Source organism: Embleya australiensis (genome assembly GCF_051903075.1).
Taxonomy (GTDB): Bacteria; Actinomycetota; Actinomycetes; order Streptomycetales; family Streptomycetaceae; genus Embleya.
In genome coordinates, this window is sequence record NZ_CP182422.1 from 2,084,823 (window position 1) to 2,100,699 (window position 15,877).

At 70.8% G+C, this 15,877-nt stretch carries 12 protein-coding genes and 1 pseudogene; 2 read left to right on the plus strand and 11 right to left on the minus strand.

Going from position 1 to position 15,877, the window contains the following annotated elements:
• Window positions 1-144 precede the first annotated feature (144 nt).
• Window positions 145-1,389: a mechanosensitive ion channel family protein gene (locus ACMXN5_RS08675; protein WP_395789968.1), complete on the plus strand. Its 1,245-nt coding sequence runs from the start codon at window positions 145-147 to the stop codon at window positions 1,387-1,389.
• On the opposite strand, the gene ACMXN5_RS08680 is transcribed toward ACMXN5_RS08675, so the two are convergent.
• The 5 genes and pseudogenes from ACMXN5_RS08680 to ACMXN5_RS08700 all read right to left on the minus strand — a co-directional run bounded on the left by ACMXN5_RS08680 (window position 1,293) and on the right by ACMXN5_RS08700 (window position 6,710).
• On the minus strand, window positions 1,293-1,892 hold the full coding sequence (locus ACMXN5_RS08680) for a dienelactone hydrolase family protein (protein ID WP_439674756.1): 600 nt from the start codon (window positions 1,890-1,892) through the stop codon (window positions 1,293-1,295). The two genes, ACMXN5_RS08675 and ACMXN5_RS08680, sit on opposite strands and share 97 nt — an antisense overlap.
• A gap of 870 nt (window positions 1,893-2,762) precedes the next feature.
• Window positions 2,763-4,352, minus strand: a complete 1,590-nt coding sequence (locus ACMXN5_RS08685) for a Na+/H+ antiporter (RefSeq protein ID WP_439674757.1) — start codon at window positions 4,350-4,352, stop codon at window positions 2,763-2,765.
• 84 nt (window positions 4,353-4,436) lie between these two features.
• Window positions 4,437-5,381, minus strand: a complete 945-nt coding sequence (locus tag ACMXN5_RS08690; protein ID WP_439674758.1) for an RluA family pseudouridine synthase — start codon at window positions 5,379-5,381, stop codon at window positions 4,437-4,439.
• Window positions 5,382-5,596: 215 nt separating this feature from the next.
• Window positions 5,597-6,214, minus strand: a pseudogene (lspA, locus tag ACMXN5_RS08695) (signal peptidase II); the annotation flags it as partial.
• A 31-nt stretch (window positions 6,215-6,245) separates the two neighbouring features.
• Window positions 6,246-6,710, minus strand: a complete 465-nt coding sequence (locus ACMXN5_RS08700) for a TraR/DksA family transcriptional regulator (RefSeq protein ID WP_246126764.1) — start codon at window positions 6,708-6,710, stop codon at window positions 6,246-6,248.
• A gap of 628 nt (window positions 6,711-7,338) precedes the next feature.
• Here ACMXN5_RS08700 and ileS point away from each other — a divergent pair.
• Window positions 7,339-10,488 (plus strand): isoleucine--tRNA ligase, encoded by a 3,150-nt coding sequence (gene ileS / locus ACMXN5_RS08705; protein ID WP_439674759.1) that lies wholly within the window; start codon window positions 7,339-7,341, stop codon window positions 10,486-10,488.
• Window positions 10,489-10,613: 125 nt separating this feature from the next.
• Here the strand turns inward: ileS and ACMXN5_RS08710 are convergent, their stop codons facing one another.
• From ACMXN5_RS08710 to ftsZ, 6 genes are all read right to left on the minus strand, one after another.
• Entirely contained in the window at window positions 10,614-11,903 is a 1,290-nt protein-coding gene (locus ACMXN5_RS08710; protein WP_439674760.1) for a DivIVA domain-containing protein, read from the minus strand.
• A gap of 45 nt (window positions 11,904-11,948) precedes the next feature.
• Window positions 11,949-12,233: a YggT family protein gene (locus ACMXN5_RS08715; RefSeq protein WP_020552920.1), complete on the minus strand. Its 285-nt coding sequence runs from the start codon at window positions 12,231-12,233 to the stop codon at window positions 11,949-11,951.
• Between the two features lie 65 nt (window positions 12,234-12,298).
• Window positions 12,299-12,943 carry a cell division protein SepF gene (locus ACMXN5_RS08720; RefSeq protein WP_078977600.1) on the minus strand — a complete coding sequence of 215 codons (645 nt, stop codon included), beginning with the start codon at window positions 12,941-12,943 and terminating at the stop codon, window positions 12,299-12,301.
• A 73-nt stretch (window positions 12,944-13,016) separates the two neighbouring features.
• Window positions 13,017-13,742 carry a YggS family pyridoxal phosphate-dependent enzyme gene (locus ACMXN5_RS08725; RefSeq protein ID WP_126638292.1) on the minus strand — a complete coding sequence of 242 codons (726 nt, stop codon included), beginning with the start codon at window positions 13,740-13,742 and terminating at the stop codon, window positions 13,017-13,019.
• Window positions 13,743-13,785: 43 nt separating this feature from the next.
• Entirely contained in the window at window positions 13,786-14,517 is a 732-nt protein-coding gene (gene pgeF, locus ACMXN5_RS08730) for a peptidoglycan editing factor PgeF (protein WP_439674761.1), read from the minus strand.
• Between the two features lie 73 nt (window positions 14,518-14,590).
• Complete coding sequence (ftsZ, locus tag ACMXN5_RS08735; protein WP_439674762.1) at window positions 14,591-15,763, minus strand: cell division protein FtsZ; 1,173 nt, start codon at window positions 15,761-15,763, stop codon at window positions 14,591-14,593.
• Between the last annotated feature and the right edge of the window lie 114 nt (window positions 15,764-15,877).

A 15,877-nucleotide genomic window follows, 5' to 3' on the forward strand; every position in this document is an offset into this window, starting at 1 on the left:
GTACACCACCCGAACTCGCACGTTACCGCCCCCGCGAACCCCCGGGGCGCTTCCCGCGCGCCCCGCGACGCGATGGGTGACCTCGGCGGGCTCGGGTACCGTACGGGTTTGACCACAAGCCCCTGGGAGGCCTTCGACGTGGACGTGTGGCACATACTTCGCCCGCTGATCGTGCTCGTCTCGGTGATCGCCTTCACGGGCCTGGTGACCTGGGGAATGGCTCGCCTGGCCCGCGAAGTACAGACCCGCAAACCACTGACCGGACCACTGTGGTCGATGGCGCGGCGCGGCCGCGCCTCGATCGTGGCGACCCTCGGCACCTCGATGTTGTTGCTCGCCGAGCCCGCCGCCGCGCTGCCCGAGCGCAGCCGGGGGATGCTCCGGCACATCCTGGTGCTCTCGGTGATCGCGGCCTGCTCGTGGCTGATCGTGCACGCGGTCACCCTGCTGGTGAACACCTCGTTCGAGCGCTACGCGGCGAACGCGACGGACACCGGCCGGGTACGCCGGATTCAGACCCAGATCGCGCTGATCCGACGCACCGCGGTGGCGATCGTCGGGATCATCACCTTCGCCGCGATGATCATGACCTTCCCGGGCATGAAGACGATCGGAACCAGTCTGCTCGCCTCCGCCGGCCTGCTCGGCGTGGTGGCCGGTCTGGCCGCGCAGAGCGCGCTGGCCAACCTGTTCGCCGGGTTGCAGATCGCGTTCAGCGACATGGTCCGGATCGGCGACTCGGTGGTGGTCAACGAGGAGATGGGCACGATCGAGGAGATCACCCTGACCTACCTGGTGGTCAACACGTGGGACCAGCGCCGGATCGTGATGCCGGTGTCCTACTTCACCTCGCGGCCGTTCGAGAACTGGTCGCGCACCGACACCCGGATGACCGGGACGGTGTTCCTGCACCTGGACCACTCGGCGCCGGTGAGCGAACTGCGCGAGGAACTGCACCGGATCCTCAAGGACACCGGCCTGTGGGACGGCCAGGGCTGGAGCCTGTACGTCACCGACACCACGCCGACCACGATCCTGATCCGCGCGGTGGTCACCGCCCGCGACTCCGACGACCTGTGGACGCTGCGCTGCGAGGTCCGCGAGAAGCTGCTCGACTACCTGCGCCGCGAACACCCGTACGCACTGCCCCGCATCGCCACCGCGCCCGCGCCGCTGGGCAACGAGGCGGTGGGCCCGTACAGCGGCAACGGGCGCTTCGCGAAGGCGCGCCCGACCCCGCAGGTGCCCGCGCAGACCGGCCCGCGCAAGTACGTGAGCCTGGCCAAGAAGCCTCAGTCGCTGGCCGCCGCGGCCGCCGCGGCCGAGTCGATCTCGTTGAGGAAGTCCGAGGCGATCGCCCAGGCCCGCGCGGCGGCCTCGCGGTCGTAGTCCGCCAGCCCGGGATCGGTGAACAGGTGACCGGCGCCCCGGTAGCGGTGGATCTCCACATCGGCCCCGGCGCGGCGCATGCCCAGGTACCAGGTCCCCAGCCAATCCTCGGTCTCGAACGGATCGGGCTCGGCCACGTGCAACTGCACCGGCACCTCCGTCACGGCATCCTCACGCAGGTCGGAGGTGCCGTGGAACATCAAAAGCCCGGCCGCGGTGCGATCGGCGAACACGGCATTCTGCGCAATCGAGGCCCCCAGCGAAAACCCCGCATACACAAGCCCCTCCCCCAGCCCGGCCGCCACCTTCACGGCCCGGCGGATCAACTCGTCCGCACCGATCTCATCCTTGATCTCCATGCCTTCCTCGATCGACTCGGTGCAACGCCCGTCATACAGATCAGGCACAACCACCTCGTGCCCAAGCCCCCGCAACCACCCGGCCGCATCCTGAACAGCGGGCCGCAGCCCATAGGCCGAGTGAAACAACACGATGCGGGCCACGAGAACATTTCCTTCCGAAGACCAATCCCCACACAACAAACCCCCAACGGTACCGGGCCGCACGGCATACCCCGACAGGCACGACTGGTCGCCGACGCGCGGGGCCGGAGGATGGTCGAGCCGAGTCGAGTCCGCCGAGGAGCCCCCGAGTGGGCCGAGTGCTGTCGGCGAGAGTCGCGCTTCGGCTGCGGAGGGCCGGTCCGGAACCTGTCCGAGTCGGCGATGGGCCGCCCCCGGCGTGCGGGGCTCCGAAACTTGGGGCTCCCGACGAGGCGGGCGTGTTGGTCGGCGAAAAAGCGGCCTACAGCGGCGGGCGGGGTGGGCGCTCGGGTTGGGTTCGCCGGGCGTGCGTTCTCGATTGGGTTGGGTGCTTCCGGCGGAGGTTGCGCTTGTGGTTGCGGGTGGCTGGTGCGGGCTGGTCCGAGCCGGTGGTGGGCCGCTGCCGGCTCCGGCCGGCCCCGCACCGACCGCCCGCAAGCAAGGCGCAGCCCGCACCCAACCGAAGCACAGCAGCCCCGAGCGGCGGCATCTACCTCCCGGGCCCAGCCGCCCCAGCCCGTCCGGCGTTTGAGGACAACTCGCCCCAGGCGCCCGAACCGCAGCACCGGTCGCCGAACGCAACCGAAAACCCAGCCCGTCCGGCGTTTGAGGACAACTCGCCCCAGGCGCCTGCGGACCGCAGCGCCCGTCGCCGAACGCAACCGAAAACCCAGCCCGTCCGGCGTTTGAGGACAACTCGCCCCAGGCGCCTGCGGACCGCAGCCCCCGTCGCCGAACGCAACCGAAAACCCAGCCCGTCCGGCGTTTGAGGACGGCCCGGTTCAAAACCGGCCAAGCTCGGCGATGAGACCGCTCCGAGGCGGCCCCGCCTCACCGCACGCTGCGTAGGTCCAATCGCCGCAGGACGCGGTCGGCCGCCGCCGGGTCGACGCCTCGGCGTCCCCGGGCCGCGATCACCTCGCGTCGTGCCGCCGCCGTCATTTCGGCCTCGATCTCGTGCAGGAGCTTGATCCGCCGTGAGCGCTCGACCACCGAGTCGGCCAGTTCCTCGCCCATGCCCTCCGGCTTCAGCTCGGCCAGCAGCGCCTTCTGCCGGGCCCGCAGCCGCCGCACCATCTCGTCCGGGAGGTCGCGCTGCTCGTCCAGTTCGCGCAGCCGATGCAGCGCGGCCTTCGTCGCCGCCGCCGCGATCCGGCGCTCCTCGTCGCTCTCCGCGTCGTCCGTCTCCGAGACCCCGAGCCGGCGCACCAGCCACGGCAGGCTGACCCCCTGGAGCAGCAGCGTCACCACGATCACGCAGAACGCGATCGCGATCAGCCGTTGCCGCTCGGGGAAGGCCCCGCCCGCGTCGGTGCTCAGCGGCAGCGCCAGCGCAAGCGCGATCGTCACCACGCCGCGCATCCCGGCCCACCACACCACCACCGTCTCGCGCGGATCCGGGGTCTGGGTCTCGCCGGTGGTCGGCAGCCGCGCGTGCAGCCGCCGGGCCAGCGCCGCGACCGGGAACAACCACAGGCCCCGCACCACGATCAGGGTCAACACCACCGCGCCGGCCTCCAGGAACAGCCGGCCCCGATCGCCCCGCAGATCGTGGAAGATCTCCCACATCTCCAGGCCGATCACCCCGAACGCGACACCGGTCACGACCAGGTCGACGACCTCCCAGAACGAGCGCCCGGTGAGCCGGCCGACCACGTTGTCCGCGTCCTCGGCGACCGAGCCCAGGTAGAACGCGGTGGTCAACACCGCGAGCACGCCGGAGCCCTGCAGTTCGTCGGCGACCACGTAGGCCAGGAACGGCACCAGCAGCGTGAGCAGCGTCTGCAACGTGGGCTCGTCCAACCGGCCCAGCAACAATCGCCCGGCCAGCCCGACCGCGAAGCCGATCCCGACGCCGACCACCGCGGACAACGCAAACATGCCCGCCGCCTCGACCGGCGAGAACGTCCCGCCGACCACCGCCGCGACCGCGACCTGGTAGAGCACGAGCGAGGTGACGTCGTTGAACAGCCCCTCGCCCTCCAGGATCGCCACCAGCCGCCGCGGCAGCCGCAGACTCCCGGCCACCGCCGTCGCCGCCACCGGATCCGGCGGCGCCACCAGCGCACCCAGCGCGACCGCGCCCGCGAGCGGCAGCCCGGGGATCATCGCGTCCGCCACGGCCGCCACCGCCGCCGTGGTCACCAGGACGAGTGCGACCGCGAGCAGCGTGATCGGCCGGGCGTTCGCCGCGAACTCGCGCCAACTCGACCGCTGCGCCGCTGCGTACAACAGCGGCGGCAACAGCAGCGGCAGCAGCAGGTCGGGGTCGATCCGCAGGTTGGGCACGAACGGCAGCCACCCGAGCAGCACCCCGTACAGCGTCAGCAACACCGGAAACGGCAGCCGCAATCGGCCCGCGAGCGGCACCACCACGACCGTGCCGAACATCAACAGGAACAGCAGCGTGAGCTGACCCACTCCACCCCCAGACCGATCGAGCGCGATTCGATCTTGGAGGCTTCCCCGAATCTCCGCCGAATCACCGACCGGCGGGCAATTGCCTCACCTGTCGGTGACCCGCTCCAGGGTCGCGGTCAGGTCGGCCGGGTAGCCGCTCTCGTACTGCACCCACGTGCCGTCGCCGGGGTGCTCGAAGGCCAGGCTCACCGCGTGCAGCCACTGCCGCTCCAGGCCCAGCCGCTTGGACAGCGTCGGGTCGGCGCCGTAGGTCAGGTCGCCCACGCACGGGTGCCGCAGCGCCGCCATGTGCACCCGGATCTGGTGGGTGCGCCCGGTCTCCAGCTTGATCGACAGCAGACTCGCGGCGCGGAACGCCTCGATCGTGTCGTAGTGCGTGACGCTGGGCTTGCCGCCCATCACCACGGCCCACTTGTAGTCGTGCGTGGGGTGCCGGTCGATCGGCGCGTCGACGGTGCCGGTGTGCGGGTCCGGGTGGCCCTGGACCAGCGCGTGGTAGCGCTTGTCCACCGTGCGGTCGCGGAACTGCTGCTTGAGCAGCGTGTAGGCGCGCTCCGACTTGGCCACCACCATCAGCCCCGAGGTGCCCACGTCCAGGCGGTGCACCACGCCCTGGCGCTCGGCCGCGCCGGAGGTGGAGATCCGGTAGCCGGCCGCCGCGAGGCCGCCGACCACGGTGGTGCCGGTCCAGCCGGGGCTGGGGTGCGCGGCGACGCCGATCGGCTTGTCGATCACCACGATGTGGTCGTCGTCGTGCACGATCCGCATGCCGGGCACGGGTTCGGCGACGAGCTGCACCGGCCGGGGCGCGCCCGGCATCTCGACCTCGATCCAGGCTCCGCCGACCACCCGGTCGGACTTGCCCGCCGCCCGGCCGTCGAGCTGCACCTTCCCGGCGGCGGCCAGCTCGGCCGCCTTGGTGCGCGAGAAGCCGAACATCCGCGAGAGCGCGGCATCGACCCGCTCGCCTTCGAGGCCGTCGGGAACGGGAAGCGTGCGGATTTCGGGGGAGCCGGGATTGACAGTCACGAGATACGAGTATGCCCGGCATCCGGACCGGACTCGACGGCGTGGTCGCCGTCCCGGTCCCCGGCGGCCCGCTCGGCGGTCCCGGAGGACGCCTTCGCGGGCGCCCGAGTGGCCCCGGCAGGCGGATCGACGACCCCGTTCCCGGCCTCCGCGTCCGCGCGCTCGTCCCCGTCCCCTGGCGTCGCCTCGTCCGCGCCCCCGTCCGCGCCCTCGTCGTCACCCTCCCGCGTACCGTCCGGCTGCAGACCCAGGAACGACAGCAGCACGATCAGGCAGCCACCCACCACGATCGCCGAATCCGCCAGGTTGAAGATCGCGAAGTGCTTGGGCGCGATGAAGTCCACCACGTGGCCCTCGAACACGCTGGGCGAGCGGAAGATCCGGTCGGTGAGGTTGCCGAGCGCACCGCCGAGCAGCAGGCCCAGAGCGATCGCCCAGGGCAGGCTGTTCAGCTTGCGGGCCAGCCGCAGGATCACCACGATCACCGCGCTGGCGATCACCGTGAGCACGATGGTCAGCCCCTGGCCCATGCCGAACGCCGCGCCCGCGTTGCGGGTGGCCCGGAACTGGAGCCAGTCGCCGAGGATGTCGATCGGGGCGTGGTATTCGAGCTTCTTCACCACGATCAGCTTGCTGATCAGGTCCAGGGCGTAGGCGACGGCCGCGACCCCGAGCAGGACCAGGATGTAGCGACGGGTACGCGAACCGGCGGGCGCGGTCGGCTCGTCGCCGTCCGCCCCGCCCCCGGTCGCCCCGGTGTCCGGCTCCCCCGCGGGGGCCTGCGACTCCGCGTCTTCCCGTCGTTCCGCTCCGGTGCCGATGGCGTGCTCCAGTCCTCGGACGCGCCGCCGGCGGCCGCGGCGGCTACCGGCGCTCTTCGCGCTGCTTGCAGGTCACACACAGGGTCGCACGCGGGAACGCCTGCAGGCGCGCCTTGCCGATGGCCGAACCACACGACTCGCAGGCCCCGTATGTCCCGTCGGCGAGGCGCCGCAGCGCCTTCTCCGACTGGAGCAGCATGCCACGCGCGTTGTTGGTCAGGGACATCTCGTGCTCGCGCTCGAAGTTCTTGGTCCCGGTGTCCGCCTGATCGTCGCCCGCACCCTCCCCCGAGTCGCGCAGCAGATCGGCGATGCCGTTCTCCGACACGGCGATCTCGGCGCGCAGCTCGTGCGCGGTCTCGATCAGCCCCTCCCGCACCTCGCGCAGCTCCGCGTCGTCCCAGGGGTCCTCCCCCGGCCGGACGATGTACATCGTCGGCTCATGGAACCCGCTCGGCGGTGTCGGGAGCGTCGCGGTCGAGGTGGTCACGTGTGCAGGTGCCTTCACGGTGCGTCCCGTTCCTCCCCGTACCGAGGCTCGCGGCGCGGCCGTCGTGGTCGCACGACGCGTCCGCCCGCCACTCGCCTTCTCTGTATCCGTCATGTTCACGGCCCCCTTGTTTCACTTAGGGATGGGTCGCCCCGGACAACCGGACGCGCCGTCCCGTCACAGAGTGCGCCGGGGCGGCGACGTAAATCGGTTGTGCCCAGACGCAACCACGCTTATCCCTCTTCTACGTGTCCCGTTCGTTACCGGTTCCCGAGCGGATCGTTATGCACCTGGGGGCGGGTGAACTCGGAGGCGCGAGGGCCCGCGCGGGTCGTACAATCCGCAGAGCGAGACGGTGTCGATGGGGACGAGTAGCGTCGCACGCAGCCGCCAGCGACCCGGGGACGGTGTGAGCCCGGGGGTGTGCGCGAGGTGAAGATCACCCCGGAGCTGTCGGAGGAAAGGTCGGTCCGGATGCGGAGCGACCCGTAGAACCGACCCTCGCGCAGACGAGAGGGTTGTGCCCGCCCGGGCACGGTAGGCGGATCGGGCGGCGCGCGGCCAAGAAGGGTGGTACCGCGGGATCGGCCGACGGCCGTCTCGTCCCTTCGGTAGGCACGCATCACAGCCCGCGGAAGGAAGCCACATGTACCGCCCGGTACCGGCGCAGGTCGACCTGCCCGCCATGGAGCACGAGGTCCTCGCGTTCTGGCGGGACAACGACATCTTCGAGCGCTCCCTCGCGCAGAACGCCGACGGCCCCCGCTGGGTCTTCTACGAGGGCCCGCCGACGGCCAACGGCATGCCGGGGGCGCACCACATCGAGGCGCGCGTGTTCAAGGACGTGTTCCCGCGCTACCGCACGATGCGCGGCTACAACGTGCCGCGCAAGGCCGGGTGGGACTGCCACGGCCTGCCCGTCGAGCTGGCCGTGGAGAAGCAGTTGGGCTTCTCCGGCAAGCCGGACATCGAGCGCTACGGGATCGCCGAGTTCAACGCGAAGTGCCGCGAGTCGGTGATGACGCACGTGGGCGCGTTCGAGGAACTGACCACCCGGATGGGCTACTGGGTCGACATGTCCAAGGCATACCGGACGATGGACCCGGAGTACGTCGAGTCGGTCTGGTGGTCGCTCAAGCAGATCTTCGACAAGGGCCTGCTGACCCAGGACTACCGGGTCGCGCCGTGGTGTCCGCGCTGCGGCACCGGGCTGTCCGACCACGAACTGGCGCAGGGCTACGAGACGGTCGTCGACCCCTCGGTCTACGTGCGCTTCCCGCTCACCTCCGGGCCGCTGGCCGGGCAGGCGGCGCTGCTCGTGTGGACGACCACGCCGTGGACGCTGGTGTCCAACACCGCCGCCGCGGTGCATCCCGACGTGACCTACGTGGTGGCCACCGACGGCGAGGAACGCCTCGTGGTCGCCGAGCCGCTCCTGGCGAAGGCGCTCGGCGAGGGCTGGGCGGCCACCGGTGAGCGCTTCACCGGCCGGGAGATGGAACGGTGGGCCTACCGGCGCCCGTTCGACCTGCTGCCGCTGGAGGACGCGAACTTCGTGGTGCTCGCGGAGTACGTCACCACCGAGGACGGCTCCGGCGTCGTGCACCAGGCGCCCGCGTTCGGCGCGGACGACCTGGAGACCTGCCGCGCGTACGGCCTGCCGGTGGTCAACCCGGTGCGCCCCGACGGCACCTTCGAGGCCGAGCTGCCGCTGGTCGGCGGACAGTTCTTCAAGAAGGCCGACGAGGCCCTGGTGGCCGATCTGCGGGCCCGCGGGCTGCTGTTCCGGCACCTGGAGTACGAGCACAGCTACCCGCACTGCTGGCGCTGCCACACCGCGCTGCTCTACTACGCGCAGCCGTCCTGGTACGTGCGCACCACCGCGGTCAAGGACGCGCTGCTTCGCGAGAACGAGCGGACCAACTGGCACCCGGACACGGTCAAGTGGGGCCGCTACGGCGACTGGTTGAACAACAACATCGACTGGGCGCTCTCGCGCAACCGCTTCTGGGGCACCCCGCTGCCCATCTGGCGGTGCGAGGAGGGTCACCTGACCTGCGCCGGCTCGCTGGCCGAACTCTCCGAGCTGACCGGGCGCGACCTGTCGGGCCTGGACCCGCACCGGCCGTACATCGACGAGGTCGTCTTCGGCTGCCCGGCCAAGGCCGCCGACGGCACCGCGTGCGGCGAGCAGGCGACCCGGGTACCCGAGGTGATCGACGCCTGGTACGACTCGGGGTCGATGCCGTTCGCCCAGTTCGGCTACCCGTACCGCAACCGCGAGTTGTTCGAGCAGTCCTACCCGGCGCAGTTCATCTCCGAGGCGATCGACCAGACCCGCGGCTGGTTCTACACGCTGATGGCGGTCGGCACGCTGGTGTTCGACAGGTCGTCCTACGAGAACGTGGTCTGCCTGGGGCACATCCTGGCCGAGGACGGCCGCAAGATGTCCAAGCACCTGGGCAACATCCTGGAGCCGATCCCGCTGATGGACCGGCACGGCGCCGACGCGGTGCGCTGGTTCATGGCCGCGGGCGGCTCGCCGTGGTCGGCCCGCCGGGTCGGGCACGGCACCATCCAGGAGGTGGTCCGCAAGACGCTGCTGACCTACTGGAACACGGTCAGCTTCCAGGCCCTGTACGCGCGCACCGGCGGCTGGACGCCGAGCGCGAGCGACCCGGCCCCGGCCGACCGCCCGCTGCTCGACCGGTGGCTGCTGTCCGAGCTGAACACCCTCGTGGGCGACGTGGACGCGGCCCTGGAGGCGTACGACACGCAGCGCGCGGGCAAGGCGCTCACCGCGTTCGTGGACGACCTGTCGAACTGGTACGTGCGCCGGTCCCGGCGGCGGTTCTGGAACGCGGACCCGGCCGCGCTGGCCACGCTGCACGAGGCGTTGGTCACGGTGACGAAGCTGATGGCGCCGCTGGTGCCGTTCATCACCGAGCGGGTCTGGCAGGACCTGGTGCGCCCGGTCACCGCCGACGCCCCCGAGTCGGTGCACATGGCGACCTGGCCGAGCACGGACGCGGCCCTCGTACAGCCCGAACTGGGGCGGCAGATGGCGCTGGTGCGGCGCCTGGTCGAGTTGGGCCGGGCCACCCGGGCGGACTCCGGCGTCAAGACCCGGCAGCCGCTGGGCCGGGCGCTGATCGGCGCGAGCGGCTGGGACGAGTTGTCTGACGAACTGCGCGCGCAGATCGCCGAGGAGCTGAACGTGGTCTCGGTGGCGGCGCTGTCCGAGGCGGGTGGCGACCTGGTCGAGTACAGCGCGAAGGGCAACTTCCGGGCCCTGGGCAAGCGGTTCGCCAAGCGCACCCCGGTGGTGGCGGGCGCGATCGCGGCGGCCGACGCCGCGGCCCTGGCGGCGGCGCTGCGCGCCTCGGGCACCGCGGTGGTCGAGGTCGAGGGCGAGCCGGTGGAGGTGGTGGCCGAGGAGGTCATCGTCACCGAAACCCCGCGCGAGGGCTGGACGGTGGCCGGCCAGGACGGCGCGACCGTGGCGCTCGACCTGACCATCACCCCCGAGCTGCGGCTCGCGGGTCTGGCCCGGGACGTGGTCCGGCTGATCCAGGAGGCGCGCAAGAACAGCGGCCTGGAGGTGTCCGACCGGATCCTGGTGTGGTGGGCCGCGGACGAGTCGGAGGAGACCACGTCGGCGCTGCTCGCGCACGGCGGCCAGGTCGCCGAGGAGGTGCTGGCGACGCAGTTCACCCAGGGCTCCCCGGAAGACGAGGAGTTGTTCGAGCACGGCGACCCCGCGCTCGGTCTGCGGTTCTGGCTGCGCAAGGTCTGACCGGCCGGGCGGGGTGACTCGGGTCGCCCCGCCCGGGCCGTACCCGGACCGGGAACCCGAGAAGCGCCCGTCCCCCCGGAGGGGGCGGGCGCTTCTCGGATGACCGACCGACGCTCAGTGGCCGGTCAGTTGTCGGGGTCCTCGTCGATCAGGAACCCGCGCATCGGCGACGGCTGCTGCATCTGCTGAGGCTGCGGAGCCTGCGGACGCACCGGCGACATCTGCTGCGTCATCGCCGGGCTCATCTGCTGCCCGATCGACGGCGTCATGGCCGGCGACATCGACGACGGCTGGGACATCGACTGGCCCATGGACGGAGCCATCGACTGCGACATCGGTACCGGCGCGGACGACATGGCCGGCGGCAGCGAGGCCGTGGCCGGGGTCCGCGGCGGCGCGAGCGAGTCGTCGGCCTGCGACTCCAGCTGACGAAGCTGGCTCTCCAGGTACGACTTCAGCCGCGTGCGGTACTCGCGCTCGAACGCGCGCAGGTCGTCGACCTTGCGCTCGAGCGTGGCGCGGGCGCTCTCCAGCGAACCCATCGCGACGCGGTGCTTCTCCTGTGCGTCACGCTCCAGGGCGTCGGCCTTGGACCGCGCGTCGCGCTCCATGCCCTCGGCCCGGGTGCGCGCCTCGCCCACTATCTTGTTCGCCTCGGAGCGGGCCTCGGCGATCGCCTGGTCGGCCGTCTGCTGCGCCAGCGCGAGCACTCGGGCGGCGCTGTCGCCACCGGGGTTGCCCATCTGCTGCTGCGGTCCACCCGGACCGAGCTGCGGCGGGCCGCCCTGCAGCTGGTGCTGCTGCAACTGCTGCTGGTGCTGCGGCGGACCCTGGAGCTGGTGCTGGCCGCTCATGCCGGGACCGCCCATGCCGGGGCCGCCCTGCAATTGGTGCTGACCGGGCTGCAGTTGGTGCTGCTGCTGACCGGGCAGCTGGTGCTGGCCGCTCTGCATGCCGGGGCCGCCCTGCAGCTGGTGCTGCGGCGGACCCTGGAGCTGGTGCTGACCGCTCATGCCGGGACCGAGCTGCTGCGGTCCCCCCATCGGGTGCTGCTGCGGTCCACCGGGACCGAGCTGCTGCGGGCCGCCCTGCATCGGGTGCTGGCCGCCCTGCATTCCCTGCGGGCCACCCATCTGGGGCGGCGGGGGAACCGGGGTCGGCCCGGATATGGCTGCCGGGACGGGTGCGTCGGGGCGTTCGCGCTCCTTGCGCTGCTGGGCCTGCTGCTGACTCTGCGCGGCGGCCCTGGTCGCCGCCGCGAGTTTCGCTCGCAGATCCTCGTTTTCCCGGAGAAGTCGGGTCAGTTCGCCCTCGACCTCATCGAGGAACGCATCGACCTCGTCCTCGTCATAGCCCTCGCGGAGACGGACGGTCGTGAACTGCTTGTTACGCACGTCTTCGGGGGTCAACGGCATCTCTTCACCTCAGCGTGATCGTCGGCATCGGACAGACGGTACCGCTTACAGCCTGCCCACGACGGAGATCAGGATGTAGACGATGATCATCAGTACGAAGAAGGACAGGTCGAGTGCTACACCCCCGAGGCGCAGCGGAGGAATGAACCTGCGCAGCAACTTCAACGGTGGATCGGTGATGGAGTACGTCGCCTCCAGCAGTACCACCATGGCCCCGCGCGGCTCGTACGACCGCGCGAACTGGAACACGTAGTCCATCACCAAGCGGAAGAACAACACGATCAAAAAGCAGTAGAGCACGATGCGGATGATCTCCAGCGCGATGCTCATTTACCTGCCCCCTCGTGTGCCGTCCCTCTGGTCAGGACCGCACCTAGCCTCAGTTTTCGCACACCTCAGCTCTGATTGAAGAACCCGCCCTCGGCGATGCGGGCCTTGTCCTCGGCTGTCACATCGACGTTAGCAGGCGATAGGAGGAAGACTTTTTGGGTGACCCGTTCGATGCTGCCGTGCAGGCCGAACACGAGCCCCGCGGCGAAGTCCACCAGGCGCTTGGCGTCGGTGTCCTCCATTTCGGTCAGGTTCATGATCACGGGCGTGCTCTCGCGAAAGTGCTCGCCGATCGTGCGGGCTTCGTTGTAGGTACGCGGGTGCAGCGTCGTGATGCGGTAGGGCTCACGTTCGCTGACGACTTTGTGTACGGTCACCGGTGTGCTGCTCTCGGGACGGCGTTCGGGCATGGCGGACACTGTTGCGCGGTGTTCTTCGAGGCGGCCTTCGTCGCGAAGGGCCCCCGCTTCGCGGAGGGCAGTAGCTCCACGAACGGGATCGTCGCGACGTTCCCGCGATTCCCCACGCGGTTCGCGTACTTCACGTGGCTCCTCACGACGCTCGTCCCGTCGCTCCTCGCGACGATCGGTGCGCTCGACCCGGTCGCGGCCGTCCTGGCCGATGTCGTCCTCATCGTAATCGTCATACTCGTAGACATCGTCCTCCACGAGGCCGAGGTAGACCGCCATCTTGCGCATTGCGCCGGCCATGTTCCGCTTCCTCCGGTCTCACGGTGGATCGGCTGAGGTCACCGTGGGTCGTGCGATCCACTTCACGGCGACGCTACCGGAGGGAGGGCCGGACTCCGAGCACCGCAGTACCGATGCGTACATGTGTCGCCCCGGCCTCGATGGCCGCTTCGAGGTCGTTGCTCATCCCCGCGGAAACCATGTTCGCAGCCGGATGGGCTTCGCGTAGGCGGGTTGCGATTTCTCGCAACCGGGCGAACGCGCGGGCGGGTTCGACGCCGAGCGGGGCCACCGCCATCACTCCGCCGAGGGTCAGCCGCGGTGCCTCGGCCACGGCGTCGGCGAGTTCGGCCAGGTCGGTCGCGGACACCCCACCGCGGGCGGGGTCTTCGTCCAGGCTGACCTGCAACAGCGCGGTGATCGAACGTTGTTGCCGCTCGGCCGCCGCGGACAGCGCGTGGGCGAGTCGAATCCGGTCGAGCGAGTGCACCACATCGGCGTAACCGGCCACCGATTTGGCCTTGTTGGTCTGCAACTGGCCGACATAGTGCCAACGGAGGTCGAGGTCCTTCGTGGCCGCCGCCTTCGGCGCGGCCTCCTGGTCGCGGTTCTCGCCGACGTCGCGGACGCCGAGTTCGGCGAGCAGGCGCACGTCGCTCGCGGGGTGGGTCTTGGTCACCACGACGAGGGTGACGTCCTCGGGCGAGCGGCCGGCCGCGGTGCACGCGGCGGCGATCCGGGCCCGGACGTCGGCCAGGTTGGCGGCTAGCTCGGCCCGCCGGCGGGCGGTCGTGGCGGTCGCTGAATCGGGCGTGTCCATGGGCCCATCGTCGCCGACGCCGGCCCGCCGCGCCCGAGCGGGGTCAGTCCTCGGCGAGCCACACGTAGCCGGCGATCCGACCCGTGGCGCGATCGCGCCGATAGGAGAAATGGTCGGCCGACTCGCGCGTGCAGATGTGCGATTTCTCACCCGACACGACCCCCTGCGCGGCGAGTTGCGCCCACACTCCGGCCGGTATATCGAGCCCGGACGTGCCCTGGCGGGTGCGTGCGCGGGCCGCGGGGACGAGTGCGGACACTTCGTCGCACATCGCCTCGGGAACCTCGTAGCAGGCGCCGCAGACGGCCGGTCCGGTCCACGCCTCGATCCGCTCCGGGTCGGCGCCGAGGCCGCGCATCGCCTCGATCGTGGCGGGCACCACGCCGGCGGCCAGCCCCGGGCGGCCCGCGTGCGCGGCGCCGATCACGCCGGCGTGCGGATCGGCGAGCAGTACCGGGGTGCAGTCGGCGACCAGCACCGCCAGCGCGAGGCCGCGGGTCGCGGTGACCACGGCGTCGGTGCCGGGCACCGGCTCGGCGCTCGGACCGGTCAGCACGGCCACCGTGTCGCCGTGCACCTGGTTCATCCACACCACCCGATCGGCCGACAGGCCCAACGCCTCGGCGGTGCGCGCCCGGTTGGCGGACACCACCTCCGGGTCGTCGCCCACGTGGTCGCCGAGGTTCAACTCGTCATACGGCGCGGCGCCCGTGCCGCCCCACCGATCGGTGAAGGCGAAACGGGCGCCGCCGGAAGCGGCCCTTCGCGTGAACACGTTCGGGCCACCTCGTGGTCGTGTCGAATTGTTTCGAACTCTTGCGTCGCCGACTGCCGGCGATGTTTTTCTTCTACTTCATGAACGGCGGGATGTCGAGATCCAGATCGTCTTTGATCGGTTCCGGCACCAGCGGGGTGCGCGGGCCCGGCGTGGTCGGGGTCTGGTAGGTCGTCTGCGGCGGGTCGTTGAGCACACCCTGCCCGATGCCCGAGCCGCCCTGGCGACCGGTCGGCTCGGGGCGGGTGGGCGGCGGAGGCGCCACCGCCGGCTTGCCCAACTCGCTCTTGGACGGCGGTTGTCCGCCGTCGAAGCCGGCCGCGATCACGGTGACCCGGACCTCGTCGCCGAGCGCGTCGTCGATCACCGCGCCGAAGATGATGTTGGCCTCGGGGTGCGCGGCCTCGCTGACCAGCTGCGCGGCCTCGTTGATCTCGAACAGACCGAGGTCGGAGCCGCCGGAGATGGACAGCAGCACGCCCCGGGCGCCGTCGATCGACGCCTCCAGGAGCGGGCTGGAGATGGCCATCTCGGCCGCCGCCACCGCGCGATCGTCGCCGCGCGCCGAGCCGATGCCCATCAGCGCCGAACCCGCCTCCGACATCACCGACTTGACGTCGGCGAAGTCGAGGTTGATCAGGCCGGGCGTGGTGATCAGGTCGGTGATGCCCTGGACACCGGACAGCAGCACCTGGTCGGCCGAGCGGAACGCGTCCAGGACGCTGACCTGCCGGTCGGAGATGGACAGCAGTCGGTCGTTGGGGATCACGATCAGCGTGTCGACCTCGTCGCGCAGCTGCGCGATGCCGTCCTCGGCCTGGTTCGCGCGGCGCCGTCCCTCGAAGGTGAACGGGCGCGTGACCACGCCGATGGTGAGCGCGCCGAGCGAGCGGGCGATGTTGGCCACCACGGGGGCGCCGCCGGTGCCGGTGCCGCCGCCCTCGCCCGCCGTGACGAAGACCATGTCGGCCCCCTTGAGGACCTCCTCGATCTCCTCGCGGTGGTCCTCGGCGGCCTTGCGCCCGACATCGGGATTCGCCCCGGCCCCCAGGCCGCGGGTGAGTTCGCGGCCGACGTCGAGCTTGACGTCGGCATCGCTCATGAGGAGGGCTTGGGCGTCGGTGTTGATCGCGATGAACTCGACGCCCTTGAGACCGACCTCGATCATCCGGTTGATGGCGTTGACCCCGCCACCGCCGATACCGACCACCTTGATGACTGCGAGGTAGTTCTGGGGTGCTGCCACGTCGAAGGCCTCTCGCCTCGAGTTCCGGTCGGCGTGCCGTGGTTCCGGCATGCCGACATTTGCCGACTTGGGGAGGTCGGGACGCGATTTCCGCGAGCCACCAAAACCCTCACC